General features: G+C 45.7%; 23 protein-coding genes. 11 read left to right on the top strand and 12 right to left on the bottom strand.

Annotated elements, in window-relative coordinates; all coding sequences use genetic code 11:
* Positions 1 to 49: 49 nt before the first annotated feature.
* A complete protein-coding gene (locus FRZ54_RS15720) occupies positions 50 to 2,869 on the bottom strand; it encodes a TolB family protein (protein WP_147032534.1) in 2,820 nt (939 codons plus the stop codon).
* Positions 2,870 to 2,999: 130 nt separating this feature from the next.
* Here FRZ54_RS15720 and FRZ54_RS15715 point away from each other — a divergent pair, with 130 nt between their 5' ends.
* The 3 genes from FRZ54_RS15715 to FRZ54_RS15705 all read left to right on the top strand — a co-directional run bounded on the left by FRZ54_RS15715 (position 3,000) and on the right by FRZ54_RS15705 (position 7,074).
* On the top strand, positions 3,000 to 4,028 hold the full coding sequence (locus tag FRZ54_RS15715) for a hypothetical protein (protein ID WP_147032533.1): 1,029 nt from the start codon (positions 3,000 to 3,002) through the stop codon (positions 4,026 to 4,028).
* Between the two features lie 88 nt (positions 4,029 to 4,116).
* Entirely contained in the window at positions 4,117 to 5,976 is a 1,860-nt protein-coding gene (hscA, locus tag FRZ54_RS15710) for a Fe-S protein assembly chaperone HscA (protein ID WP_147032532.1), read from the top strand.
* Positions 5,977 to 6,063: 87 nt separating this feature from the next.
* Positions 6,064 to 7,074, top strand: a complete 1,011-nt coding sequence (locus FRZ54_RS15705) for a hypothetical protein (protein ID WP_147032531.1) — start codon at positions 6,064 to 6,066, stop codon at positions 7,072 to 7,074.
* A 72-nt stretch (positions 7,075 to 7,146) separates the two neighbouring features.
* Here FRZ54_RS15705 and FRZ54_RS15700 read toward each other — a convergent pair whose 3' ends face one another.
* A complete protein-coding gene (locus tag FRZ54_RS15700) occupies positions 7,147 to 7,434 on the bottom strand; it encodes a hypothetical protein (RefSeq protein ID WP_147032530.1) in 288 nt (95 codons plus the stop codon).
* Positions 7,435 to 7,535: 101 nt separating this feature from the next.
* Between FRZ54_RS15700 and FRZ54_RS15695 the strand changes: the two genes are divergently transcribed.
* Positions 7,536 to 8,675: a tetratricopeptide repeat protein gene (locus FRZ54_RS15695; protein ID WP_147032529.1), complete on the top strand. Its 1,140-nt coding sequence runs from the start codon at positions 7,536 to 7,538 to the stop codon at positions 8,673 to 8,675.
* Here FRZ54_RS15695 and FRZ54_RS15690 read toward each other — a convergent pair.
* Together FRZ54_RS15690 and FRZ54_RS15685 are read right to left on the bottom strand one after the other, a co-directional pair.
* Complete coding sequence (locus FRZ54_RS15690) at positions 8,672 to 9,256, bottom strand: riboflavin synthase (RefSeq protein ID WP_147032528.1); 585 nt, start codon at positions 9,254 to 9,256, stop codon at positions 8,672 to 8,674. The genes FRZ54_RS15695 and FRZ54_RS15690 overlap by 4 nt on opposite strands.
* Positions 9,257 to 9,340: 84 nt before the next feature.
* Complete coding sequence (locus FRZ54_RS15685) at positions 9,341 to 9,838, bottom strand: SRPBCC family protein (protein ID WP_147032527.1); 498 nt, start codon at positions 9,836 to 9,838, stop codon at positions 9,341 to 9,343.
* A 72-nt stretch (positions 9,839 to 9,910) separates the two neighbouring features.
* On the opposite strand from FRZ54_RS15685, the gene FRZ54_RS15680 reads away from it, so the two are divergent.
* Entirely contained in the window at positions 9,911 to 10,378 is a 468-nt protein-coding gene (locus tag FRZ54_RS15680; protein WP_147032526.1) for an NUDIX domain-containing protein, read from the top strand.
* A 279-nt stretch (positions 10,379 to 10,657) separates the two neighbouring features.
* Here the strand turns inward: FRZ54_RS15680 and accC are convergent, their stop codons facing one another.
* Positions 10,658 to 12,145, bottom strand: a complete 1,488-nt coding sequence (accC, locus tag FRZ54_RS15675; protein ID WP_147032525.1) for an acetyl-CoA carboxylase biotin carboxylase subunit — start codon at positions 12,143 to 12,145, stop codon at positions 10,658 to 10,660.
* Between the two features lie 41 nt (positions 12,146 to 12,186).
* A complete protein-coding gene (locus FRZ54_RS15670; RefSeq protein ID WP_147032524.1) occupies positions 12,187 to 12,939 on the bottom strand; it encodes a YdcF family protein in 753 nt (250 codons plus the stop codon).
* A gap of 210 nt (positions 12,940 to 13,149) precedes the next feature.
* Here FRZ54_RS15670 and FRZ54_RS15665 point away from each other — a divergent pair, with 210 nt between their 5' ends.
* Both FRZ54_RS15665 and FRZ54_RS15660 read left to right on the top strand, forming a co-directional pair.
* Entirely contained in the window at positions 13,150 to 13,689 is a 540-nt protein-coding gene (locus FRZ54_RS15665; protein WP_147032523.1) for a VOC family protein, read from the top strand.
* Between the two features lie 183 nt (positions 13,690 to 13,872).
* Positions 13,873 to 15,066, top strand: a complete 1,194-nt coding sequence (locus FRZ54_RS15660) for a DUF5009 domain-containing protein (protein WP_147032522.1) — start codon at positions 13,873 to 13,875, stop codon at positions 15,064 to 15,066.
* A 240-nt stretch (positions 15,067 to 15,306) separates the two neighbouring features.
* Here FRZ54_RS15660 and FRZ54_RS15655 read toward each other — a convergent pair whose 3' ends face one another.
* The 3 genes from FRZ54_RS15655 to FRZ54_RS15645 all read right to left on the bottom strand — a co-directional run bounded on the left by FRZ54_RS15655 (position 15,307) and on the right by FRZ54_RS15645 (position 17,276).
* The gene (locus tag FRZ54_RS15655; protein WP_147032521.1) at positions 15,307 to 15,807 is read right to left on the bottom strand and encodes a GNAT family N-acetyltransferase; all 501 of its coding nucleotides are present in this window, start codon (positions 15,805 to 15,807) and stop codon (positions 15,307 to 15,309) included.
* Between the two features lie 57 nt (positions 15,808 to 15,864).
* Positions 15,865 to 16,350: a c-type cytochrome gene (locus FRZ54_RS15650; RefSeq protein WP_147032520.1), complete on the bottom strand. Its 486-nt coding sequence runs from the start codon at positions 16,348 to 16,350 to the stop codon at positions 15,865 to 15,867.
* Between the two features lie 89 nt (positions 16,351 to 16,439).
* On the bottom strand, positions 16,440 to 17,276 hold the full coding sequence (locus FRZ54_RS15645; protein WP_147032519.1) for an SDR family oxidoreductase: 837 nt from the start codon (positions 17,274 to 17,276) through the stop codon (positions 16,440 to 16,442).
* A 138-nt stretch (positions 17,277 to 17,414) separates the two neighbouring features.
* Here FRZ54_RS15645 and FRZ54_RS15640 point away from each other — a divergent pair, with 138 nt between their 5' ends.
* The 4 genes from FRZ54_RS15640 (at position 17,415) to FRZ54_RS15625 (ending at position 21,861) form a co-directional block, all read left to right on the top strand.
* Positions 17,415 to 17,777, top strand: a complete 363-nt coding sequence (locus FRZ54_RS15640; RefSeq protein WP_147032518.1) for a BlaI/MecI/CopY family transcriptional regulator — start codon at positions 17,415 to 17,417, stop codon at positions 17,775 to 17,777.
* Between the two features lie 5 nt (positions 17,778 to 17,782).
* The gene (locus FRZ54_RS15635) at positions 17,783 to 19,642 is read left to right on the top strand and encodes a M56 family metallopeptidase (protein WP_147032517.1); all 1,860 of its coding nucleotides are present in this window, start codon (positions 17,783 to 17,785) and stop codon (positions 19,640 to 19,642) included.
* A gap of 70 nt (positions 19,643 to 19,712) precedes the next feature.
* On the top strand, positions 19,713 to 20,804 hold the full coding sequence (locus tag FRZ54_RS15630; RefSeq protein WP_147032516.1) for a PepSY-associated TM helix domain-containing protein: 1,092 nt from the start codon (positions 19,713 to 19,715) through the stop codon (positions 20,802 to 20,804).
* 115 nt (positions 20,805 to 20,919) lie between these two features.
* Positions 20,920 to 21,861 (top strand): GGDEF domain-containing protein, encoded by a 942-nt coding sequence (locus tag FRZ54_RS15625; protein ID WP_147032515.1) that lies wholly within the window; start codon positions 20,920 to 20,922, stop codon positions 21,859 to 21,861.
* Between the two features lie 37 nt (positions 21,862 to 21,898).
* Here FRZ54_RS15625 and FRZ54_RS15620 read toward each other — a convergent pair whose 3' ends face one another.
* From FRZ54_RS15620 to FRZ54_RS15610, 3 genes are all read right to left on the bottom strand, one after another.
* Positions 21,899 to 22,984: a DNA topoisomerase IB gene (locus tag FRZ54_RS15620; RefSeq protein WP_147032514.1), complete on the bottom strand. Its 1,086-nt coding sequence runs from the start codon at positions 22,982 to 22,984 to the stop codon at positions 21,899 to 21,901.
* Between the two features lie 91 nt (positions 22,985 to 23,075).
* Positions 23,076 to 23,699 carry a gluconate 2-dehydrogenase subunit 3 family protein gene (locus FRZ54_RS15615; RefSeq protein WP_147032513.1) on the bottom strand — a complete coding sequence of 208 codons (624 nt, stop codon included), beginning with the start codon at positions 23,697 to 23,699 and terminating at the stop codon, positions 23,076 to 23,078.
* A 17-nt stretch (positions 23,700 to 23,716) separates the two neighbouring features.
* On the bottom strand, positions 23,717 to 25,399 hold the full coding sequence (locus FRZ54_RS15610) for a GMC family oxidoreductase (RefSeq protein ID WP_228462510.1): 1,683 nt from the start codon (positions 25,397 to 25,399) through the stop codon (positions 23,717 to 23,719).
* Positions 25,400 to 25,419: the final 20 nt, after the last annotated feature.

Raw genomic sequence — 25,419 nt, 5'->3', positions numbered from 1 at the left:
CTCGAATTTCTTTTTCGGTAATAAACAATTCCATTTCGATATTTAACAATTAAAACACCGCTACCGGCAATATGATCTCGAAACGGTTACGACCTGAACCGCCGAATACATCAGGATCAAGCAATCGATCGTAGCGGAAACCGAATGATATGGGCACTTGGTTGAACCATTGCGTATCGAAGAATATGGCCGCACCGGCCGACCGAAAGCTGCGGTGATGCTCGCCGACGGTAAACGCATCTGATACCCTGCTGCAATCATAAAACAAATCGCCGCGCAGTCTTAAAAAGTAAATGGTGTTGGCGGCACCTTTATCAGGATAGGCTATCGGGAAATGATAGTCGGCTCCTATCTTATTCATGCTGTACAGGTTTTCGGCGACATATCCCCTGGCAAACGGGAAACTGTTGGTGAAATCGATCTGGTTATCATCCCCTTTTTGCTGGTGTGCAGCATTGATCACCAGATTATGGTTTATGGCAAGCCCCGGGAAAAAAAAGTTGCCCGATGCCAGGAACTGGCTGGCGGTAAGGCCTGTAATGGCATTTTTGTAATTAAGCGATATGCTTTGCCCGAAGCGCGGGTATATATTCTGCCTTGCCTGCTGAATGTGGGTTGCAAACCTGACGTAGTTATTGAGGTACGTATAACGGCTTGAGCCTATATCGGCGGTGTGAAAATTTGCCTGGCTGTAGTAAACGTCGGTACCAAAACTTAAACCGGTGATTTGCCTGCCGCGGCTTAAATTAAACGGGAATTGAAGGCCGCCGTGAATATTCACCTCGTTCCAGTAAATGTTACCGGTCTTGAAAAACCCTTTGCGGTCGATCGTATAATCCAGCCCCATGCGGATAAAAGGGAACCATGCACCGTAAATGGCATCAAAACCAATATCCTTGTACCCCTCATCGCGGTTATATCCAAAGGATATTTGTGACTGAAAAGTGTTCAACACATTTTCGCCTATGATGGCAATCGAATAGTCGGGATCGCTTATGGTTGGAATAATGCTGTGAAAGTTGAACAAATGATAGGTTTTCGGGTATTTGGCAACAGGTAGTGGTTGCTGTTTCACCGAATCTAGCAAATGGGCTGCGGCATTATTATGCAAAGCGGCAATGCCCATATCGGGCGTAACAGAGGAGTTTATTGCGTCCTTAACTTCAAACCACTCAACGCTTTTCCTGTTTATCTCTGTTATCTTGTAACCATCGGCGGTAAATCCTACCCAGGCTAACTTATGTTCGGCAACTGCAGGTTGGTAATACCCAATTGCCCCATGATTTTCCGGGTTTGGCAGCCAATATTTTTTCCCGCTAACAAGGTCGTAACAAAACAGATCGTCAACCCAGCCAGACTGTGTATAATAAACCAAATTATCTTTAACCTTCAGGAAAGCAATAGGTTCAAATGTGAAGTGCACCAGGTATTTAACCTGACCTGTTTTAATATCGATCTCGGCCACGGACATTTTGCCTTCCACGTTCCTTACAGCGGATATCAATTTATCTTCGCCGTAAAATTTAGGGTAGGTAAAAAACAGCTTATCAGAGTTAGCGACAATTTGTAACCGTTTACCGCCAACAGCACTTAGCAAGTGAATTTCGCTTTTACCTGACGGGCCAACTTGTACCGCGACAATTGTTTTACCATCAGGACTAAAATCAGGTGCAAAATACTTCGAGCTTTTGGTCAGTCGCTTTTCTTTGCCTGTGGCCACATCAAGTAGTTGCAATTCGCTGTAGTCGCGGTAGGTCCAGCGCAGGTCGGACCGATAAGCCGCATAAATGATCTTACCATTATGATACGCGAAATAATTATCCAATGAGGCGTCCCGTGTTCGTATGCTCTTCTCTTTATTCCCGGTTTTGATTACAAATGCCGGCAGACGATCATAAGTGCTTTTCATGTAAATGAGCGTACTGTCATTTACAAAAGCGGGATATTCCTCGTTGGCAACGAAATGTTCAGGGAGGTTTGTGTTTTTACCATCAGAACCAAACTCTTTTTTAAAATGATCCAGTGCATCGTTCCTGAATTGGGGATAGCTTACGCCTGCATATTTTTTTACGGCATGCTGTAAGGGATAAACACCGCCTGTAAAAGCTGCGGCATCCTGCGTTACTTTTCGCCAAAAATTATCGCCATACTTTTCCCGCCCATAGGCTACCAGCATATAGCCCATGGGGTACCAATCGGGTATATAATCCCGGTACGATCCGTTGCGCAGCTTCATCCAGCTATAGTCTTTCCCGGCCGCCCATAAGGCGCGGTAACCGTTAAAAAAGTAAGGCAAACGCCCCCTGCCCTGCTCGCTTACCAGCGTTTCGTTAAAAACAGCATCACCCTCAAAAAACCAGTTGGGTATGGCCAGGTCGTTACCCAGTGCCTGCCCGCCTTCACCAAACAGGATACGCAGGAAACGCGAAAACCCCACATTAAAATTATTGTATTGCTGCACGTGCCGGAACTCGTGTATCGATAGTTGCGATGCCCAGGGCAAGCTGCCTATTTCGAAACTATTTTGTTCAGGTGTCAGGTAAAATTCGCTGCGGAAGGGCGCCAGGCCCACATAAGCATTGGCGACCGTGGTTTGATTTTGCAACACGATGCTCACCTGTTTTTGCTTTGTACCGATAGTAGGTTTAATAGCATCGTTCATGCGCCGGATAATATCAGCAACTTCAAACGCTAATGAATCGAGTCCTTTTGGGAAAATAACCTTCGCCGCCGGGGTTTTTACCTGCTCCCATTTGATGGATGGCGGATTACCCCCGAATTGCTGGGCGCTGCTTTTAGTGGCAGTTGCGAGTAATAGTAGCAGTAAAACCTGTACCGGGCATTTATTCTTCAGGGCAGATCGGATCATCGGGATGAAAGTAATGACAAAATAGCTGTTATGCAATGGAAATAAGGCACCTGTTAATTTGTTTACTTGCGGGATATATTCGTTATCTTAGATCAACTATTGAAAACCGATTATTCGCCTTGTCTGAAATATGCTGCTCAAAAAATATCATCTTATTATATGCCTGTTTGCGCTGGTTTTTATTTCGTGTAAAAAAACCAACCAAAAACCTGTTCCTAAAACTGTGGATACTGATACGGTCGACAATGCCGACATCTACATTGCGGGCTATGTGAACGGTACAATTCACGGTTCGACGGCCGCCTACTGGAAAAACGGCACACTGGTTAAACTAACCGGCGATAGTATTGTTTCAAAAGCCAACGCACTTGCAGTGAGCGGCACGGATATTTATGTGGCCGGTTATATAACCAATGGAAGCCATAACGCCACTTACTGGAAAAATGGTGTGGCTGTCACCTTAACTAACAATAGTTCGTCTGCTTCAATCGCAAGCGGTATAGCGGTACAGGGTTCGGATATATATGTATCCGGGTACCTGGAAGGCAGTCCTCAGAAAGCTGTTTATTGGAAAAACGGAACGATGGTCGATCTCTCCACCGTTAACGCATTTATAGAATCCACAGCAAATGCCATCTTTGTAAAGGGAAGCGATGTCTATGTGGCCGGCTACAGTTACTCTGCCGCAGGCACAGCGGCTACCTACTGGAAAAACGACATGCCGGTGTTCCTGGATGACCATGGTGCGGTCTCGGCTGTGGCGTTTGGCATCACGGTGATAGGCGCCGATGTGTATGTTGCCGGTACGGTATCGTTTGATGAGTCGGGAGCGGTATGCTGGAAGAACGGCATTGAAATACCAATAGGCAGCACCTATGCAACAAGTATTACTTCCGATGGGGTGGATGCCTACGTATGCGGGAACGGCTATGACAATATAGGTTACTGGAAAAATGGCGAACTGACACCGGTAACCGCTAATAGCATCGATATCAACGCGAGAGCACAGTCCATAGCCGTGCTGGGCAAAAATGTTTATCTGGCCGGCGAGGTGAAAAATCTTGCAACTTATTGGCGGAACGGAAAGGCTGTGTCTATCGCCCCAGCTGCATACGGATCAGGAGCGACGGCGATTGTCGTTTTACCGCGTTTATTATAGGCCATTCCGCCAGCGTCAAATTCGAAACATTTAGATGACACTCCGTGAGCTAAAACTAAGTACATTTGCCGCTTGTTGATCGTTTAACATGGCTAAAGTTTCCATCAACCTGGCAACGGGTTCCATACAAAAAGAAGATATTATTGTCGGCATCGACCTGGGCACCACCAATTCGCTTGTCGCCTTTATCGACCCCGATAAAAACCCCAAAGTTATTAATGATACCGGCAAAGGTGTTTTAGTGCCTTCTGTTGTCCATTTCGGCCCGGCAGGAGAAATTACTGTCGGTAACGAAGCTAAGAACTATTTAATAACCGATCCGCAGAACACCGTTTTCTCGGTAAAACGGTTGCTGGGCCGCTCCTATCACGATATTGAAAATTATAAGGATTTCTTCTCCTATAAAGTTATCGACGATGATACGGAAAGCCTTGTCAAGATCAAGGTCGGCGATAAATTTTATACGCCTATCGAACTTTCGGGCCTGATATTAAAAGAACTGAAAGAGCGTGCTGAGCATGCCCTGAAAACGCCGGTTAACCGCGCTGTTATTACTGTACCCGCGTACTTTAACGATTCGCAGCGCCAGGCTACGCGCGATGCCGGTAAATTAGCCGGGCTCGATGTATTGCGTATTGTAAATGAACCGACAGCCGCCAGTTTGGCCTATGGAATCGGGTTGAACCCAGAGGAAACAAAAACCATTGCGGTATATGATCTTGGTGGTGGCACATTCGATGTTTCCATTCTGCAAATACAAAACGGCATTTTTGAAGTGCTTTCTACCAATGGCGACACCTTTTTAGGCGGCGACGATTTCGATCATGCCATTGTAGATTACTGGATTGAAAAGAATCAACTGGATAAAACTGAACTACTCCAAAACAGGGAGTTAGCGCAGGAACTGCGATTAAAAGCCGAAGAAGCTAAAAAAGCCTTTGCTCACCAAAGCCTGGTGAATGACAAGATAGGTAACATCTGGTGTACGCTTGACCGTAATACTTTCAACGAACTGATAATGCCCAAAGTGCAGCAAACCATTGATAGCTGCCGCAATGCCCTGAAAGATGCCGGCTTAACTATTAAAGATATTGATGAAGTGGTAATGGTGGGTGGGTCGACCCGCACAGCTTTGGTGAAAAAGATGGTAGCCGAATTCTTTGGCCGTGAGGTACACGACGATATGAACCCGGATGAAGTTGTAGCTTTGGGTGCTGCCATACAAGCTGATATACTGGCCGGTAACCGGACTGACATTTTATTACTGGATGTTACCCCGCTTTCACTTGGTATTGAGACCATGGGCGGGCTGATGGATGTTATTATTCCCCGAAACTCCAAAGTGCCGACAAAGGCTGGTCGTCAATATACCACCTCGATAGATGGGCAGGCGAATATGAAAATAGCCGTATACCAGGGCGAACGCGATCTGGTAAAGGAAAATCGAAAACTGGCCGAGTTCGACCTGAAAGGCATACCGGCTATGCCGGCAGGGTTTCCTAAAGTCGATATTAATTTCCTGCTAAATGCCGATGGTATATTGAAGATACAGGCAATGGAGCTGCGGTCGGGTGTAAAGCAGGAAGTTGAAGTAACGCCGACCTACGGCATCACGGACGACCAGGTGGAGCAAATGCTGATGGATAGTATTACCCACGCAAAAGATGATGTGGCCCAGCGTATGCTGATCGAAGCCCGCACTGAGGGTGAACAAATGATTTATACCGTTGAACGCTTTTTGCAAAAAAACAGCGATTACGTTACGATAGCTGAAATAGGCGATACCACTAAACTGATCCAGGCGCTGAAAGATTCGCTAACCAGCGGTGACAAGGACCTGATCCATAAAAGTATTGACGAATTGAACGAATTTACCCGCCCCTTTGCCGAGCGCCTGATGGACCAGGCCATCAGTACGGCAATGAAGGGAAAGAGTATAGATGAGTGATTTGTTGATTGGTGATTTGTGACTGGTTAATTCGTGATTGGTGATTAGTGGGGATAATCTGTTACTTTCGCGAATCAATTCATATCTATGCTTAATAAAAAACTGCTTTTCTCTGTTGCCTTTGCCTGCTTTATAGCAGCTGCCCATGCACAGGTTACTGATACTGCCACCCATAAAACTGCTGTTGATACCACCGTCAAAGCTGTATCGTTGACACTTGATACGCTGAAGTACGATTCGCTTATGCTAAATGTAGCTAACGGCGACCGCAGCGGAAGGTGGCCCGTTAAAAAAGCACCCTACCCATTACCCGGCGCCGTTTTACCATTTAACCGCATAGTGGCCTATTATGGCAATATGTACTCCAAAAACATGGGAGTACTTGGGGAATATCCGCCAAAGATCATGATATCGAAATTGCAAGCCGAGGTAAAAGCATGGGAAGCTGCCGATCCGAATACCCCGGTTGTACCGGCGCTGCATTATATATGTGTTACTGCACAGGCATACGCAGGAAAAAACGGCCTGCATAACCTCCGGATGCCTTTTAACCAGATAGATAAAGTGCTGGATATGGCAAAACCCATCAATGCATTGGTTTTCCTGGATTTCCAGGTTGGCTTTAGTACGGTACAACAGGAAATACCCCCTATAGAAAAATACCTGCAAATGTCTAATGTGAATGTGGGCATTGATCCGGAATTTTCGATGAAGGAAGGCAGTGTACCGGGCAAACGTATAGGGACATTTGATGCTGCGGACATCAACTTTGTATCGGATTACCTGGCGCAGATCGTCAGAAAATACAACCTGCCACCGAAGATATTGGTGGTACACCGCTTTACCGAAAGAATGGTGACCAACTATAAGAATATCAAGTTACACCCCGAGGTACAAATAGTTATGGATATGGATGGCTGGGGCGGCCCCGATCTGAAGAAAGGCACTTACAAATATTTCATTTCACAACAGCCGGTGCAGTTTACCGGATTCAAGCTGTTCTACAAAAACGACATAAAAAATCCGCCGAAGCGGATGCTGACCAAACAGGAGCTACTAAACCTGAAGCCTGTGCCAATGTATATACAGTATCAATAGTGAGTGGTGAACAGTCAATGGTGAGTTTTTTAAAACTTACTCCTTATTCACCATTGAGCATTCACTATTCACTTACTTGTTCAGCGCTTCCTGTTCCTTCAACGCTGAGATATTGTTCTTATCGCTGTAGGTGTCGGTCTTGCCTGCGATGTCTTCCAATATGCTGGCTATGGTATCCAGGTTATCAGATACACGCTGGTGCATATCAGGCAGATCCTTCTCCAGCCGCTTATCGCCCAGGTCCATGTTGTCTACTTCAATTTTCGCTAATTTTTGTATGATGGCCTGCTGGCTATTCTTTAAATCTTCAAGTTCATGAACAATTTTTTCCATCAGCTCAAACTTTTTTAACTTATCCATATCTTAATTTTCTTTTGTTAAACGGTGTGAATTGGTAACACCCAAAACGGCTTTTTTGTTTAAAATTTGCGATTATAAATAATAACTAATAATTTAGTTATATGAAATCTATCCTACTTTCTACGCTCCTGCTTATTCTTTTCATGAACACCCGCGCGCAGGATAAACCAGTCGATGAGCAATTGGTCGACTATTATCAGACACAACGCTACGCTGATGCATTGGAGTTGCTAAAAAGCACTTACCATGAACCGGTTACCGATCAAAAAGTACTTTCAAGCATGGCTTACGCCTCGCAGATGGCGGGGCTGCTGGCCGATGCCGAGACCTATTATCAGCGGGTGTATGATCTTGATTCGGCCAATTACAGGGTACTGTTTAGTCTTGGTAACCTGAACCTTCGAAAAGGGAACAACCAGAAAGCCAAGGGGTATTTCCTCCGCCTGCTGCAAAAGGATAGTTCCAACTTTATTCTTTATAAGGACCTGGCGCAGATCAGCATTGATGAGAGCGACAGCGTAAAGATCATGACCTGCCTCGAAAAAGCTAATCAGCTTCAGCCGAAAGACGCTGACGTGGCAGGCCAGTTAAGTGGCTTTTACATAGGCGCTAAAAAGTATCCGGCAGCCGAGAAAGTACTGGATACCGCCATAAATGCCGACCCGCAGAATATTTTCCTGTTACAAAGCCTGGTAAAACTCGAATATGCGCAACGGAAATGGAAGGATGTTATCGCCACCGGCGAAAGCCTTTTCCAGGCGGGGGACAATTCGCCCTATGTACAAAACAAGGTTGGCGAGGCTTATTATTTTAACAAACAATATGTTTGCGGCATCGAGACCTTGTCGGCTATTCAAGGGATCTACAAAACTGAGGGGACGTTCTATTTTATCGCATCGTGCTATAAAGGGTTGAAGGATCAGGCTAAAGCGATTGAGTTTTTTAACCGCGCCATTGAAGCCGGCCTTTCACCTAATATCAGCAGTTATTACGACGAAATAGCCGATAGTTATACAACATTAAAAAAGAACCGAAGCGCTTTACAAGCCTATCAAAAGTCGTTGCAGTTCGAAGAAAGCCCTTTGACCTATTACCTGATAGCAGGTTTATATGACACCGGGTTAAAGAACAAGAAAAGCGCGCTGAGATATTACAGAAAATACATCGCCTCGAAACCGCCGGAAAAACAGAAGAAATACGTTGACTACTCAAAAAGCAGGATAGAGGCTTTGAGCCATTAACGTTGCATCAGCCGTGCTACGTACTTGCCTATAATATCGAACTCGAGATTGACCTTTGACCCTAACCTAACCTGCTGCAGGTTAGTATGTTCGAAAGTATAGGGGATAATGGCCACCGAGAAACTATTGTCTTTAGAATTGACCACCGTCAAACTAATACCGTTTACACAAATCGACCCTTTTTCGACGGTAACATTGCCCAATGCCGCATCATATTCGAAAGTATATTCCCAACTGCCCTCCAATTCACTAAATGCGGTACATACCCCAGTCTGGTCGACATGCCCCTGGACGATATGCCCATCCAGCCGGGCATTCATTTGCATACAGCGTTCCAGGTTTACCAGGTCGCCTGCTTTTAGGTCGCCGAGGCTGGTTTTATTGAGGGTTTCCTCGATAGCTGTTACGGTATGGTTTCCATCTTCCAAAGCAACCACAGTTAGACAGACGCCGTTGTGCGCCACCGATTGATCGATCTTTAATTCGTTGGAGATGGCGGATTCGACCGTGATGTGCAGGTTGCCCTGCTCGTGCCGCAGGTTGGTGATGGTTCCTAAAGTTTCGATGATACCGGTAAACATTTGCCCCCCATCCCCCTAAAGGGGGTGTTTGATAGGCAAAAGTACAACATTCATTTCAAAACTCCCCCTTTAGGGGGTAAGGGGCTATTTAAAATTGCTGCCAATATCCATACGCTTATTGCGCAGGTCGATGCCACCCTCGAGGATGGATTTGAGGTTGGCGAGGTAAAATGTCCAGCCTACCTGGCATTGTACGAAGAGGTTTTTTGAAGGATCGGGTTCTTCCTTGATATTTTCCTGGGTTAGCTCGAGGATCGTAAGACCGTTACGGCTTTCGAGCGAAACGCTTACGATGGTATCGTCTGAAAAGGTGAATTTGAAAAAATCGATACTATTAACCTCCAGCACAGCGCCTTTTTCGACGGCAGAGTCGTCAAAGCCGTGCCAGTACCATTCATAGGTATCTTCCTTCAACACCGATTCGTGCGATTCGCGCAGACGGCCGGTTATGGTATAAAAATCGGCTTTCCGCAAAAACCAACTTTCCAGCCCGGCCGGGGTTGTCCAGGCGGTGTAAACACTTCTCATGTCCACATTGAAGTCGGCTGTTACGGTAAATTTTGTCCAGTTATTTTCGGCCATAGCGCATTAAGTTTGTTACTGTAAAAGTAATTATTAATGTTATCTCTTTTGTTAACTTGCCTTTAAATTCCTATGGCAAAACAAAGCGCAGGCATATTGTTGTTCCGCTTCAAAAACAGGCAGCCCGAAGTATTCCTTATACACCCCGGCGGACCATTTTTTCGAAATAAAGATGAAGGCGGTTGGTCGATACCCAAGGGAGAATTTACGGATGATGAAGAAGCGCTTGGAGCAGCCAAACGCGAATTTGAAGAGGAAACCGGGCAGGCCTTAACCGGTGAATTTATCCCACTTGATCCAGTCACCCAAAAGGGCGGTAAAAAGGTGTATGCCTGGGCAGTGGAGGGTGACATTGACCATGAAACCATCGTAAGCAATACTTTTGAAATGGAATGGCCGCCGCGGTCGGGTAAAAAGCAAACTTTCCCGGAAGTGGATAAAGCCGGCTGGTTTGATATGGAAACGGCGAGGGTGAAGATCAACGCGGCACAGGTGGGACTAATTGAAAGTCTGATGCCCCTCCTAGATCCTCCCCTGTAGGGAGCTATCTAAATCCACAAGTTGCAAAAACATTTAAGCGGAATGAGCCGTCGGCTCTACCGGTTTGTAGAAAAAAATAACGAACAAGATTTATGCCTCGGCGAGGCTACCCGCCACCAGCAAAGTAACTCGCTCTTACCGCATTGTGTCACAAATGGCGACAACGGGTAGCCTCTACGAGGCAACAAAACGTTTATTCCCATTTGCTACAAACCGATAGACCCTACGGGTAATAGAAATAATATCGATAGTTAGTATCTATGAAGTACAGCTAAAAATTTAAACAAGCTTCTTCCTGTTCTTCACCCAGGCCGATGTTTCCGTTGCCATCATTTGCCCGTTTTGATGATAGCTTCGGTCGCCCAGTAGTTTTTCCATTACAATGGCCGCTATCATTGCTTCTTCGGCGTTGCCGGTTTGCAATACTTCGGGAGTAAAATATTTCTTAACAAAGTGCGTATCAAAATTACCGGAGGTGAATGCCTCATGCTGCATCACAAATTTGCCAAAACCAAGCGTCGTGGTAATGCCCGTTATCTGGTATTCGTCGATAGCGCGTATCATCCTTTCGATGGCCTCCTTACGGTCTTTACCATAAGTGGTCAGCTTCGCAATCATCGGGTCGTAATAGATGGGTATTTCCATCCCCTGCTCAAAGCCGTCATCAACGCGCACACCGGGCCCTTTGGGGGTAACATAAGTTTGCAGTGTGCCAATGTCAGGCAAAAAGTTATTGGCAGGATCCTCAGCGTACACACGTAACTCAACCGCATGCCCTTTTATCTCCAGGTCCTGCTGCTTAAAGCTGATGGGTTCACCGCGGGCTATCTTTATTTGTTCCTTCACCAGGTCGATGCCGGTTATCAATTCGGTTACCGGGTGCTCAACCTGCAAACGCGTATTCATTTCCAGGAAGTAAAAGTTCAATTGGTCGTCCATAATGAACTCGACCGTACCCGCACCGGTATAATTAACCGACCGCGCCACATCCACGGCGCAGCGTCCCATCTGTTCGCGTATCCCAGGCGTCAAAACCGAAGACGGCGCTTCCTCAATTACTTTCTGATGCCGGCGCTGTACGGAACAATCGCGTTCGAACAAATGAACAATATTACCATGTGTATCGCCCAGCACCTGTATTTCGATATGCCTTGGCGATGAAACATAACGTTCGATAAACACCGAACCGTCGCCAAAGGCCGATGTAGCCTCGGATACCGCGAGGTGCATTTGTTCTTCAAAATCTTCCGCTTTTTCTACAATACGCATGCCCTTGCCACCGCCACCCGCCGCTGCTTTGATGAGGATCGGAAATCCAACCTCCACAGCGCGCTTTTTTGCTTCGGGGATGTCCGAGATCGCTTCCTCCGTTCCGGGTACCATCGGGATGTTATATTTCAAAGCCGCTGCCTTGGCCGATAACTTATTACCCATCACCTCCATTGCCTCGGGCGAAGGGCCTATCAGCGTTAGCCCTGCTTCCCTTACCATACGGGCAAAAGCAGCATTTTCGGAGAGGAAACCATAACCGGGGTGTATACCTTCAGCGCCTGTCTGCCGGCACGCTTCTATGATCCTTTCGCCAACGAGGTACGATTTGCTGGATGGCGCTTCGCCTATAAATACCGCTTCATCGGCATAACGGACGTGAAGCGCATCACGGTCGGCTGCAGAATAAACAGCCACCGTTTTTATACCCATTTCGCGAGCCGAGCGCATCACCCTTAAAGCTATCTCGCCGCGATTGGCTACCAAAATTTTTTGCATATCAGCAAATGTATAAGATTTGAGTACAATACAAATAAATTTTACCGCTGGATGTGTGCCACCACCATGCCCGCCAGTTCCTTAATATAATAGTTCCAGGTAATGAGCGCGTACAGGTTCGGTATGATATAATCCGGCGTAGCCGTATTGGTATTCCCGGCTACATAATCACAGGGATACGGCAGCACATCCACTCCCTTCTTTTTGAAAATATACATTGCCCGCCGCATGTGGAATGCCGAGGTCACCAGCAAATAAGGTCCTTTTAACTGGCTTTGCTGCAGCACCTGCCGGGTATATTCCGCATTTTCCATCGTGTTGATGGATTGATGCTCGGTTAATATCACGCTATCGGGAAAGTTAAATTCCTTCAGCGTTTTATTTACCCAGGCGGCTTCTGTAAACTGCGCCCCGGCGCCCGCCCTGTTGCCGCCGCTCATCATGATATGAGATACCCTGCCCGTAGTTTTAAGGTGCATGCCTTCTATCAGCCTGTCGCTGCGTTCATTAAAAAAGCCCTTCCCGGTGTTGTCTTCGCTGGTGAATCCGCCCAAAATAATAGCCGCGCTGTAAATCTTTCCTTTTTCTAAAGGCGCCGGCGGAACATCCCACCAGCGGGCATAGCAGTTCAGCAAAAACATATTTGAAAAAACGAATAATATCAACACTGCCGACAGCAAGCTTTTCTTTTTCCATTTCGGATTTTTGGACAACAGTACCACCAGCAGCAATGCTACGATCCAACTGAAAGGTGACAGAAAAAGCACTGCTAAATTTGAAAAGAATATATACATGGAAGTTTAGCAAAAATTATGGTCAAAATAAGGGTAAAGGAGGGAGATTGGAAATTAATCTTTGAAAACAGAAAGATTGTGATGCATGGCGGGGACTCACCCGACCGACGCTTCGCTGGGTCACCCTCTCTACCGTGAGCGGTAAAGAGGGTTTTTGGTTTTTCCTTAATTCAAATACGTCTCTATGCTGCATATAAAAACGGTGTAATTGTGAAAAGGAACGAAGCAATGACCGTGTTGGTCGACGGTAAAGTGATCGGATCACCAATTATACGCCCAATCAATTATTTTTTAACTTTATTCAAAATCCACACCATGGACAGCACAACAGCTAAAATGCCCGAAATTGAAGGCATAGCACCCTATATCGAAGTATTTGACATGCCCATTTCCCTGCATTTTTACCGGGATATACTTGGCTTTGACAAAAAGATGAGCTCGGGTGAGGGAGATGACGTTGACTGGGTATTACTTGAACACAAAGGCGCCGTCCTAATGTTGAATACGGTCTATGAAAAAGAAAACCGCCCGGCTCAGCCCGATAAAACCCGTGTCAAAGGCCACAGGGATCTGTGTTTTTATTTTGACTGCCCGGACATTGATGGCCTGTATCAGTATTTTGTATGCAAGGGGATTGAACTGGAGGCTCCCATCATAACCGGTTATGGATGGAAAGCTATTTATGTGAGAGATCCGGATGAGTATGGGTTATGTTTTCATCACCCGGTTTGCGAAACACCACCAGATTGACGCCTTAGTGTAAATAGCAAATAATTGATAAAGAGGGCATTTTAGGAGAAACAGGGTTGGCAAACGGCGGCGGCGTGAACACTTAATGTAGCCGCATGTTTCGTGATTTCGATTATATCAACTTAGCCGAACATTTTAAAATATTTTAATAACTTAGGTGAGCAATTTTACAACTTAAAGCACATGAGCCAGGCCACCCTTTCCAGCAGTTCCCCTAAACGTCTTTTATCCGTCGATGCGTTTCGTGCGCTCAACATGCTATGTATGATATTTATCAACGACCTGAGCGGCGTTAAGGGCATACCCGAATGGATGGATCATGCCAAACGGATGGATGATAAAATGGGCTTTGCCGATACCATTTTCCCGGCGTTCCTGTTTATCGTAGGGCTTTCGATACCGCTGGCAATAAACCGTAAGTGGCAAACAGGGGCATCATCAGGATCGATCGCTTTTTCGATCATATCGCGTTCGTTCGCACTTTTGGTAATGGGTTTTATGCACGTGAACCTGGAAAGCTATAATTCGGCCCACGCCGTGCTGCCCGAATCCGTTTGGGAGATACTGATCACCGTTAGTTTTTTCCTTATCTGGCTGGATTACCCTGAGACACTGGATAAGGTTAAAAAATACTTTTTAATAGGCCTGGGATGGCTCGTATTGCTGACGATGGCTTTTCTTTATGTCGGTGGTCGCGGCGAGGAGGTTCACGGCCTGCGACCCGAGTGGTGGGGTATACTGGGTATTATCGGCTGGTCGTACCTGGTTTGCGCGTTTGTCTACTTTTTGGTGAAGGGAAATTTCACAGGAGTGATCATCGCCTTTATTGTATTTATGGGACTCAATATCCTTAATCACAGTATGAAGCTGCATTTACATATCATAGGCATTTATGACGGCTCGTCGATATCACTGGTACTGGCTGGTACAGTAGTTTCGCTGTGGTACTCGCGCATGGTTGCGAAAGGTTATAATACCAAACTCTGGGCGTTGCTTTTGCTTGCAGGGTGCCTTGCTATAGCAGCAGGATTACTCATCCGCCCTTACACTGAAGGTATCTCCAAAATACGCTCCACTCCTGCCTGGATATTTATCTGTATTGGTATCAGTATCCTTGTGTTTGAAGTGATGATCTACCTCGTCGATTTTAAAGGAAAGAAAAATTGGTTCAGCCTTATATGGCCGGCAGGGACCGCTACCCTTACCTGCTACCTGATACCTTATCTGCAGATTGGTTTTTATAAGCTGGTACATTTTCATTACCCCGAATTTCTTAATTACGGCTGGGGCGGGTTTTTCAGATCGTGGGCGGTTGCTTTTGTGGTGGTAATTATTGGAGGGCTACTGGCTAAAAAGCATCTGAAGCTAAAAATATGATGCGATAACCTTTCGATCATCTTATAAGCTTATTAACAAGAAATCCCTGCCCGCGTTAGCGTAACAGGGATTTTGGATTGGGTAAAGAACGTATTTGTTATTAATCTTACCTATAACAGATCGGGTACTTTTACGCCTGATGGTTGTAAAGGTTATTACGACTTTTCCACAAAATACTTTCCTATCAGTAATGTTACATTAATTTACAATTAATCAACTTTAACCAATAGTCTATAATAATCAGATTATCAATTCCATAAACTTAAGATCTAACCAACGGCCAAATTTGTAACCCACCTCTTTAAAATGTGCAACCTCAACAAAACCGAATGAGCGGTGAAGGTTATGGCTAATTTGATTGTCAGCATCTATCCCTGCGATCATGGCGTGCAAGCCCATTTCGCGGGCCCTATCTATCAGCGGTTGTATCAGTAACTTGCTGATACCTTTACCTCGATGGTCGGTGTGGACATATACGGAATTTTCAACCGTATAGCGGTAACATGGCCAAACCCTGAAATGCCCGAAACTGCTGAAACCGGCCACCTGCCCCTCAGCGTCAGCGACAAACACAGGGAAGCTATTATTAATACGGTCATTGTACCAACCCAGCCGCATTTCATAGGTATGTGGCTGCTCGCTATATACCGAGGTGGTATTCAGTATCACATGGTTGTAAATATCAAGGATGCCCTGAATATCTTCTTCCCTGGCGTCACGAATAATAATGTTTGATGACATGGTAATGATGAGTTAAAAATAACAAAGGCGCCTCATACATGAAGCGCCTTGCCAATATTATTTTTGTCCCGGAGGCGGGCCGCCCGGACCAGGTCCTCCCGGTGGCGGGCCACCAGGTCCGCGTCTTCTTTCGGGTATTTTTGCTTCGGGATGTGCTGTGCCGTTATGACAGGTATAGCAATTGACGCTGCTTTCCATCACCATGCCCAGCGAATCTTTTTGAGCTTTGAAAAATTTCTTGTTGATCTTAGCCGCCATTTTATACATTTCGCGGGCCATATTCTTTTCGGGCTTGGCATCACTGGCGAAGTCCATTTTATTGGTCTGCTCGTTGCGTACATGGCAAAAATTACAGTGTACACCCAGCGAAGCCGACCAGACATCCATGGTATGATCCAGTACTCTGAATGGTATGTTCTTAGGGAAAACCTTCAGGTTAACCAATTTTGGCTCCTGTCGTTCCTGCGGCATCGACGCTGCGATACCCAGTGCCATAGCGCCGAACAAGCCGGCGGCAATAGCTATTTTTTTGTTGATCATCATAAGGTATTAATTCAGGAAACTAATATAGTGATTGGAATGACAATTCCATGACTCAAGCGAAAAAAAGTGGTTACAACATATAATTGTACTTAAATTTTTACCAACTTTTCGCTGATTGCCCATAGTTTGTTCCGTGCTTCTGCGTTATCCGCTATCAGCGAGTTTTTAGCAACCTTGCATTTAATAAAGTATTTACCGCTGTTCTTTTCCAATTTTGGTTGTGTTGCCAGGTAAATAATTGTCTCGGCGCCTTTCTCAGGTGTTATCATAAATAGTTTTAACACGCCTACAAACAGGCGCGCTATTCCTTTCACACCATCCCAAATATTGGTGTTTACTACGCCCGGGTGCAAAGCATAGGATACAATACCTTTATCTTTATATCTTTCCGCGAGCGATTTTGTAAAGTAGATATTGTATAGTTTACTGATACCATAGGCCTTCATTACTTTATAAGGTGTATGTTCCCACTTAAGATCGTCGAAATTGGGTTTTGCACGTTGATGTCCTTGTGAACTTACATTGATTATACGCGCCTGGCCGCGCTCGAGCAGGGGCATTAAGCTTGTCGTTAACAGGAAATGGCCCAGGTGGTTGAGCGCAAACGTCATCTCGAAACCATCCTTACTCAATTGCTTTTCCGTGAATGCGCTCCCGGCATTATTGATCAATATGTTAATGCCGAACAATTTTGCCTTTAGTTCTTCAGCCGCTTCGCGTACGCTTTGCATATCGGAAACGTCGCACCGTACAACGAAGATATTCTTATTGCCCGTCTGCGCCATTATCTCTTCCCTCACCCGTTCGCCCTTTGGCGTATTGCGAACGAGCATATAAATTGCATGCCCTTTTTTAGCCAGTTCGAGCGCTGCAACTTTCCCTATACCCGATGTTGAACCTGTAATAACCGTTGTAATGGCTGCCATAGTGCTGCAATTTATTGATGGACAAGATAGAGAGATAATTGTTTTGTAGGTGTCACTCAAAAATAAAATGTTAAAAAATGTAAAATAATTTGGATTATTACGAAATGTTCGTAGATTTACGAAACAATCGTAATTGACATGGAAAAATTGACCAAACAGGAAGAAGACGCAATGCAGGCCGTATGGCAATGCGGGGCAGGATCGGTAAAAGATTTCCTCGAAGAGATGAGCGAGCCAAGGCCGCCATATACTACGCTGGCGTCGACCATAAAAAACCTTGAACGCAAAGGTTTTCTTACCAGCGAAAAAGTTGGCAACGTTTATCGTTACAGTGCATCCATACAGGAAGAAGAATATAAAAAGAAGTTTATGAATGGCTTTGTAAGCGACTATTTCCAGAACTCATATAAAGACCTGGTAACATTTTTCGCCAACGAAAAGAAGATCAGCGCGAGCGATCTGAAGGAAATAATCAAACTGATCGAAAACCCTAAAAAGTAAACATCATGCCTGCATTGTTCACATTCCTGTTTAAGGTAAACATAGCCCTAGTGCTTTTTTGCCTGGGTTATTACCTGGTATTGCGCCATCTTACCTTTTATACACTCAATCGCATATACCTGGTAACAGCCATCCTGTTTTCCACCATTTATCCATTTATTAATGTCAACGGCTTTTTGAAGCGGCATCAGCAACTGGCCGCCCCGGTGCAAAAGGTGATACTGCAATGGAAGACCCCGGCCGAAAATTTCGCCATGCCGCTTAACCAGCCCAATTATTGGCAATGGGCCGAAGTGGTCTTTTGGGTAGGCGCTATCGTGTTTGCATTGCGCCTTGGCGTGCAATTATTTTCGCTGTACAGGCTCTACCGTCATTCGACACCCGGCCATGTGAATGATCGTCCTGTGCGACTGATCGAAGGTGATGTGAGTCCCTTTTCGTTCTGGCAAAGCATTTTTGTGAACCCCCGCACGCTTGCTCCTGCCGACCTGGAAAAAGTTCTTGAACATGAACAGGTGCATGTAAATCAATGGCACACCCTTGATATTCTACTTGCCGAATTGAGCACGGTATTCTACTGGTTCAATCCGGGGGTATGGCTCATGAAAAAAGCCGTACGCGAAAATATAGAGTTTATTACCGACCGAAAAATACTTGAAAAAGGTATAGATAGTAAGCAATACCAGTACAGCCTGTTGAACGTGAGCATGGCGGGTACACCAAATACCATAGTTAACAATTTCAATATTTCAACAATTAAAAAACGAATTATCATGATGAACACTAAAAGATCATCCCGAATAAAACTGGGCCGTTATATATTAGTAGCGCCTATTGTTGTTGCTTTGCTGCTTATTTTTAGCATATCCAAGGCTGATATTGCCAAAAAAGGGCTTAATAGTATCAAATCTTCGCTTAGTTCGGCCATTAAAAGCGTGACTATTAGCAGCGACGACAGACCGATCAAACACCCGGTTGTAATAGCTGAAAAAACCAATCCGGTTCAAAAAATCAAAACCAGATTCAATGCCGATACTATCTACGCAGGAAAATCAAAGAACGGAAAAAAGAATATGCTGATAACAAGTGATAAAAGGGTCGACTCGGTTGAATTTGTAATTAACGGAGCCAAAGCGACACGAGAAGAAGCTAAGGCACTCGATCCGGATAAAGTGAAAAGTTTGGACATGGTGCCTGCAACGGATGCAAAGCAATTTGTTGATTTTATGCTGGATAAGCCGGAAGTATTGTTTATTACTACCGACGACTCCGACAAAGGCAAGTATTTGAAAGAAAGATTAGATAAAGCCATGGGAGGCGGCACACTGGCCAGGGCGAGGAACATGGCCACCGCGTCGACAGCGGCAAGTTCTGATGTTGCGCCCGCCGCCGTATCTGCGGGTTCTGGTGTATCAGGCTCGTCTTCAACTTCATCGTCTGACGAAGCGCCCGAAGTGACTGTATATACCAAAAATGTTTCTGGCTCCGATGCAGCACCTGTAAAAGCTGAGGGTTATGCCAAATCTGCGTTCAGGAACAAGGTTTATGTAACGGCCTCCACTAACACCATTGTGACAGCAAACGGAACTTACACTGTTGCCCCTAAAGCTGCGGACAAAGTTTATATCACCGGCAAAGACAAAAAATCTACCGGCATAACCTACGTGGTCAGAGATGCCGGCAGTGAGGGAGGTACAGAGCCCCTGATAGTTGTGGATGGCAAAACAGTACAGAGTATAAAGAAAGTGGACCCGGACGATATCTCATCTATACAGGTATTAAAAGACAAGGCTGCAAAAGACACCTATGGTGAAAAGGGGAAAAATGGGGTTATTGTTATCACCACAAAAAAAGGTAAAAAATAAGTTCAGTTGACCCTCCATCATCGCCCCGTCAATTGTGCGGGGCGATGTTTATCCAACATATTTTTGAGCCATGCGCAGATTTTTTTTCAAACTGCATTTATGGTCCTCCATAATAGCAAGCCCGTTCATACTCGTGTTTGCTGTTACAGGCTGCTTTATGGCCTTTGAGCCGGAGCTCGACCATTTGCTACATGCACGTCTTTCCTATGTTGAGCCTAAGGGCAAGCAATTGTCACTTGGTGCCATAAGTGATGCTATTCACAAGGCTTATCCCCTTGATACAATTGGCTCGTATGATATAGCCACCTCGCCCGGGATTTCATATAAAGCTTACACCAATAACCAAACTATTTACATCGATCAATATTCGGGTAAAATATTAGGCACGATGACGGAGCCTGATTTTTGGGAAAATACACAGAACATCATTCATCAACTCCATCTTCGCCTGGCTTTTCACGACAAACACAATATCGGCAAGTCGATCATGACATGGGCCGGTGTTTGCATGCTGATCATACTGCCTGCCGGCCTGGTTTTGTGGTGGAAGCAAAAACAGTTGTCAATTCGTTCAGGGAGTAACTCACGGCAATTTTGGTTCGATCTGCATAGCATGACAGGGGCGTTTGTATTTATATTCCTGCTCGTTCCTGTCGTCACAGGCGTAATTATCGGTTTCGAACATCAGACAGTACCGTTGATGTACAAACTCACATCAAGCAGACCTACACCTATGCCTGATATAAAAATCATTTCTCAGCCTGGCAAAAAGCAGATAACGCCAGACAGTGCGTTGCAGGCAGCCCGTAATGCTTTGCCGGGTGTTACCCCTTTTAATATAAACGTCGCCGGGCCAGCGGACGCATATTTCATCCGTTGTCGCTATCCGGAGGATCTTACCCCTGGCGGAAGGAGCATGGTAATAATAGATCCGTACACAGCAAAAGTACTATATGCCGAAGGCTCACGCACCGCTCCGGCCGGCACACGCCTTAAGGTTGCGACCCGTGCTATACATACCGGCGATATTTTCGGAATTCCTTCTAAGTTTTTTGGCTTGCTGGTCTGTCTGGTTCTTGTTGTGCAAATTGTAAGCGGGCTGAAAATGTGGCTGGGACGAAAATTAAAAAAAGGCGCAGCATCAACCAAAATAAGACAATAATTGCACCCATTAAAATGACTTACCAGGACACTGATAAGTCATTTTTGTTTGAAAACAATTGAAATGCGTAAATTAGAATGAAAATGGGTTAAATCATTGATCTATAGCATTGTTTATGGCAAAACCGGTTGCTGTTGAACTTAAGTTCGGTTTGATCATTGGCATTGTCGTAGTTGCCACCGCAGCTATTGGCACTGTGACCAAATGGAAAGAATTTTACGAATTATTCGTACCGGGCGGAATTTTGCTTAATTGGCGCTTTGTATTTCTTGTCGTCTTTTTGGCCGTAATTGTTGTTTGGTTTATTATGAACCATTTCTGGCAAAAAGAATTTGACAGGCACGAGATCACAAAAAAAGACCGGGACAATTTAAGAGATGCCTTAAAAATATCGGAAAATGAGCGCTTAACCGATGTGATTACCGGTATACCAAACAGCAGGAGCCTGGAAAAGGATATTGACGAATTTTTCTCGAACCGGTTGAATAAAAAGATGCAGTTCATTTTTATCGACCTGAAAAATTTCAGGAAGGTGAACAGCAAATTCGGCTTCAACAAAACCAATGATCTTTTAAGGACAATAGCTCAAACCATTTATAAACGTATGCGCCGGAACGAGGATATGTACAAATATTCTGTCGGCGATGTGCTGAATAAGCACGAAAAAGAAAGCTTTTATCGTGTATACCCCGGTGGCGATGAGTTTGCTTTTGTGATCGAGGGCGATCAGGCCGATGCCATCGGCTTTTCCAACAGGTTGGTAGCTCAGTTTGAAGAAATTTCTAAAAAAACGATTCAAATATTAGGAGAGAATATTGACCTTTCTTTTCATTGTGCTATTGTAGAAATAGACCCCCGCGATTCCTTCGACGATATTTTCAGAAAAGCAGAGGATTGTTACCGTATCTCCAAAGAAGGAACCGCCAGTTTTACCATATGCTGGCATCCAAATACCATTGAAAAGGTACTTTCAAAAGACACAAAAAAGAAAACGGATTACGACCGGGTAAGGAAGTTGTTTGAGGTGATGACCATTGTCGATAAAGACTATGAGTGAAGGCCCCAAAAAACGATGTATGACAAAAAACTCGTCTTCAACTCGCCTCTGCCAGCTTTTCATTTGCTAACAGGTCCAGCAGCGCTTTTTCGGCTGTGTTTAGTTCAACCACGTTCACGTCCTTATCTTCGTCCAGTTTGCTGATGTATTTGAATATCGTGCCTTCCTCATAACTTTTTATCACCGTGGGATGCACATAGTATTTTTTGCAGACCGTACGCGTGTTACCTAAATTAATGGCCACTTCGTCGAGCACGCTGACGATCTTCTTTTTGCATTCAGAAACGGTTTCAAACTCGCCGGCTTCCCTGAAAGCATACAGCGCGCTTACACTACCCGCCCAGGTGCGGAAGTCCTTGGCGGTAAAACTCTGCCCGGTTATCTCTTTTAAATAATCATTCACATCACCCGAGCCTATCGAATGCCGTTTACCTTCCGCATCGTAATATTGAAAAAGCTCCTTACCAGGTATGTCCCGGCATTGCTTTACCAACCGGGCCAGCTTTTTGCTATGCAGCGCCACTTTATGATAAACCCCTTTTTTCCCTTTAAACTCGAAACTAAGGTCGGAGCCGTTTATTTTGACGTGCCTGTCCATTAGCGTAGTTAACCCAAACGAACCATATAACTTTTTATAAGATTCGTTTCCCACACGAATACTAGTCAGCTCCATAACCCTGACCACCAGTGCGACTACTTTTTCATGATCGAGGTGAGGGCGGTTCATATCTTTATCAACCCTTTTGCGGATAGCAGGCAAATATTCAGCAAATAACTGGAGGCGATGGTACTTGGATTGATTGCGGAGTTTGTTCCAGTCGGGATGGTAGCGATATTGTTTACGGCCTGCGGCATCTGTTCCTGTAAATTGCAAGTGGCCGTTCTCTGCCGGCGATATCCACACATTGGTATAAGCAGGTGGTATCACCAGCCGATTAAAGCGACCGATCAGCTCTTTGTCTTTAACAAGCTTACCATCAGCGTCATAAAAGGCGAAACCCTTACCTGATCTTTTGCGGGTGTACCCCGGCGTCGAATCAGCAACATAACGTAACCCCGCCGCCCTGGCAGTAATCACCGGGTCGCGCCCGATCTTTTCGAGCTTCTTTATCAGCCTGTTCATGAAGTGGAGAACAACGACAAGGCGCCATAAGTTTTGGGGCCGATCCAAAAAACAATCGCGCTCTGCTTTCGGACCTATCCGAACCAATATCTCACACGCCCTCTAACCCATATTGCCTCAAAACGTCATCCGGTACACCCTCCCATTTGCCGGGCGCGTTTCCTTTATAACCCAGGTCATCAATGCCCATTTTGCTGGTAAAAAAACCAATGGCTGTCAGATCGCGCATTTTATTGAAGAACGCCACGCCCTGCTGCATGGCTGGCTTAGCGGTGGAAGGATAGGCGATCTGGTCCAAAACCGCCAATTGTTGTTGATGGGTACAATCTTTAAATGCATTGTTGTATGTATTTAAACAATAAACATCCAGCCATTTCAGTCCTCCGCGCATGGGAAGCGCGTGCTCGGGTTCGTCTTTAACAATAAATTCGATAAAATCGGGGACTTTGGCATCAGTAGCGCTCCCGCTGTGCGCGTCCTTAGGTATGATCAGGTCGGCCAATATGGCAGTGGTCGCCATTTCGTGCTTATCAAAAAAGATCTGTTTAGACAATGCCTTATCCCGTTCCGCTTCAAATGGCTGCCTGCCTGTAGTGTCCACGGCAGCGGCTTCGCTCCCACTTTCTTCCCCTGTTTTTGGGTGGCAACCGGCCAGCACTGCGCCTGCCGATATAGTACCGATGCCTAATGCTTTTAAACTGTCTCTTCTGTTCATGGTTTTAGTTTTAATGCTTAAACATTCTGTTTTTTACGCTGCTCTATCAAATATTCAGCCGTACGCATAGACAAGGCGAGTATGGTCCATGTCGGGTTCTTCTCCGATTGCTGGGTAAATACCGAACCATCGGTTACAAACAAATTCTTACAATCGTGCGCCTGTCCCCATTTATTCAGCGGCGCCTGTTTGGGATCTTCGCCCATTCGCACCGTACCGACTTCGTGAATACCTTTACCCGGTTTATCCAGTCCGTAATTATTTTCTGCTGTCGCCGGTTTCATCAGCGGGATGCCCCCCATCAGTTTCAATATTTCTGCCGAGGTTTCTGCCATATGTTTGGCCTGGTTCACATCATCCTGGTTCCACTTATAGCGAAAGCGGAGCACCGGTATACCGTATTTATCAACCACATTCGGGTCTATTTCGCAGTAATTGTCCTCCCGCGCTGTTGATGCGCCGTGACATCCGAAACCTGCCATGGTTCCATAGAATCTCCTGTAATCGTCCTTAAGGGATAACCCATATCCGCCGCCGGGTTTCATTTTTCCATCGGCGCCGGGCAGGTAGCCGTTCAGCATCGGTACCAAAGCGCCCTCAAATCCGAAGTAGCCGCCGTAGCTTGGCATCATCATGCCACCAAATATCTCCAGGTGGTACCCGCGCGCAAAATCAAGTTTTTTATTGTCCAGCCACCAGGGCGCGTAAAGGTGCAGGCTGCCTACCCCATCTTCATTAAAACGTTTGCGGTTCATCAGTTGCGGAATGATAACTGCTCCGCCTCCCTGTGTCGAGTCGTGCAGATACTTACCCACTGCATTACTACTGTTGGCCAATCCATTTGGATGACGGTCCGATTTTGAATTAAGCAATATCCTGGCCGATTCGCAGGTACTCGCTGCCAATATTACCGTTTTTGCTTTAACCTGGTACTCCTGCATATCGTCCTTCAGGATGTATGAAACCCCGCTGGCATTGCCTTGTGCGTCAGTTAATATCTCGCGTACAACAGCATTGGTAATAACTTTTAAGTTGCCTGTTTTTATAGCTGGGATCACCAGGCACGACGACGACGAAAAGTCTCCGTAAATTTTGCAACTGCGATTACATTGCCCGCAAAAGAAACAAGCATGGCGATCGGTATTTCCCGGCAGCGGCGCTGTTAATACTGATCCGCGGCCGGCTATAACTTTGATACCTGCGGCGGTGGCAGCCTTTTTTACAAATAACTCATTCAGCCGTGGTTTTGGTGCGGGCAGGAAGATACCGTCAGGGTCATTTTCAAGGCCTTCCATAGAACCATACACGCCTATCAGCCGGTCAACCTTGTCGTAATAAGGTTTTATCTCGTCGTAAGTAATCGGCCAGTCGTCCCCCACACCATACGCTGTTTTTGATTTGAAATCTTTGGGGCCCATTCTTAAGGAAATGCGTGCCCAATGATTTGTACGACCGCCGAGCATTCTGGAGCGATACCATTGAAAATCCGATCCGTCCTTTTGGGTATAAGGTTCACCTTCTAATTGCCAGCCGCCGTAGGATGCGTCGAAATCGCCCATTGGCCGGGTGGCATTGCCCCCTCTGCGTGGCGACTGGTACGGCCACTTCAACTGATCCGAATCCTTTGCCGGGTCGAAAAATGGGCCGGCCTCCAGCATCAGCACTTTAATACCTGCATTGGCAAGTACATAACCGGCCATACCCCGCCGGCACCTGAACC

Origin of the sequence: Mucilaginibacter ginsenosidivorans, from assembly GCF_007971025.1 — a bacterium.
Taxonomy (GTDB): Bacteria; Bacteroidota; Bacteroidia; order Sphingobacteriales; family Sphingobacteriaceae; genus Mucilaginibacter; species Mucilaginibacter ginsenosidivorans.
This window is presented reverse-complemented; position numbering and strand designations above follow the sequence as displayed.

What these genes read in the sequence shown, in the direction of transcription:
- accC (WP_147032525.1), bottom strand. Translation starts at nt 12,145, where the DNA reads ATGCAAAAAATTTTGGTAGCCAATCGCGGCGAGATAGCTTTAAGGGTG.
- FRZ54_RS15655 (WP_147032521.1), bottom strand. Translation starts at nt 15,807, where the DNA reads ATGTCATCAAACATTATTATTCGTGACGCCAGGGAAGAAGATATTCAG.
- FRZ54_RS15660 (WP_147032522.1), top strand. Translation starts at nt 13,873, where the DNA reads ATGAGCCAGGCCACCCTTTCCAGCAGTTCCCCTAAACGTCTTTTATCC.
- FRZ54_RS15695 (WP_147032529.1), top strand. Translation starts at nt 7,536, where the DNA reads ATGAAATCTATCCTACTTTCTACGCTCCTGCTTATTCTTTTCATGAAC.
- FRZ54_RS15670 (WP_147032524.1), bottom strand. Translation starts at nt 12,939, where the DNA reads ATGTATATATTCTTTTCAAATTTAGCAGTGCTTTTTCTGTCACCTTTC.
- FRZ54_RS15630 (WP_147032516.1), top strand. Translation starts at nt 19,713, where the DNA reads ATGCGCAGATTTTTTTTCAAACTGCATTTATGGTCCTCCATAATAGCA.
- FRZ54_RS15700 (WP_147032530.1), bottom strand. Translation starts at nt 7,434, where the DNA reads ATGGATAAGTTAAAAAAGTTTGAGCTGATGGAAAAAATTGTTCATGAA.
- FRZ54_RS15705 (WP_147032531.1), top strand. Translation starts at nt 6,064, where the DNA reads ATGCTTAATAAAAAACTGCTTTTCTCTGTTGCCTTTGCCTGCTTTATA.
- FRZ54_RS15640 (WP_147032518.1), top strand. Translation starts at nt 17,415, where the DNA reads ATGGAAAAATTGACCAAACAGGAAGAAGACGCAATGCAGGCCGTATGG.
- FRZ54_RS15650 (WP_147032520.1), bottom strand. Translation starts at nt 16,350, where the DNA reads ATGATGATCAACAAAAAAATAGCTATTGCCGCCGGCTTGTTCGGCGCT.
- FRZ54_RS15645 (WP_147032519.1), bottom strand. Translation starts at nt 17,276, where the DNA reads ATGGCAGCCATTACAACGGTTATTACAGGTTCAACATCGGGTATAGGG.
- FRZ54_RS15680 (WP_147032526.1), top strand. Translation starts at nt 9,911, where the DNA reads ATGGCAAAACAAAGCGCAGGCATATTGTTGTTCCGCTTCAAAAACAGG.
- FRZ54_RS15690 (WP_147032528.1), bottom strand. Translation starts at nt 9,256, where the DNA reads ATGTTTACCGGTATCATCGAAACTTTAGGAACCATCACCAACCTGCGG.
- FRZ54_RS15685 (WP_147032527.1), bottom strand. Translation starts at nt 9,838, where the DNA reads ATGGCCGAAAATAACTGGACAAAATTTACCGTAACAGCCGACTTCAAT.
- FRZ54_RS15715 (WP_147032533.1), top strand. Translation starts at nt 3,000, where the DNA reads ATGCTGCTCAAAAAATATCATCTTATTATATGCCTGTTTGCGCTGGTT.
- FRZ54_RS15635 (WP_147032517.1), top strand. Translation starts at nt 17,783, where the DNA reads ATGCCTGCATTGTTCACATTCCTGTTTAAGGTAAACATAGCCCTAGTG.
- FRZ54_RS15615 (WP_147032513.1), bottom strand. Translation starts at nt 23,699, where the DNA reads ATGAACAGAAGAGACAGTTTAAAAGCATTAGGCATCGGTACTATATCG.
- FRZ54_RS15720 (WP_147032534.1), bottom strand. Translation starts at nt 2,869, where the DNA reads ATGATCCGATCTGCCCTGAAGAATAAATGCCCGGTACAGGTTTTACTG.
- hscA (WP_147032532.1), top strand. Translation starts at nt 4,117, where the DNA reads ATGGCTAAAGTTTCCATCAACCTGGCAACGGGTTCCATACAAAAAGAA.
- FRZ54_RS15625 (WP_147032515.1), top strand. Translation starts at nt 20,920, where the DNA reads ATGGCAAAACCGGTTGCTGTTGAACTTAAGTTCGGTTTGATCATTGGC.
- FRZ54_RS15610 (WP_228462510.1), bottom strand. Translation starts at nt 25,399, where the DNA reads ATGGCCGGTTATGTACTTGCCAATGCAGGTATTAAAGTGCTGATGCTG.
- FRZ54_RS15620 (WP_147032514.1), bottom strand. Translation starts at nt 22,984, where the DNA reads ATGAACAGGCTGATAAAGAAGCTCGAAAAGATCGGGCGCGACCCGGTG.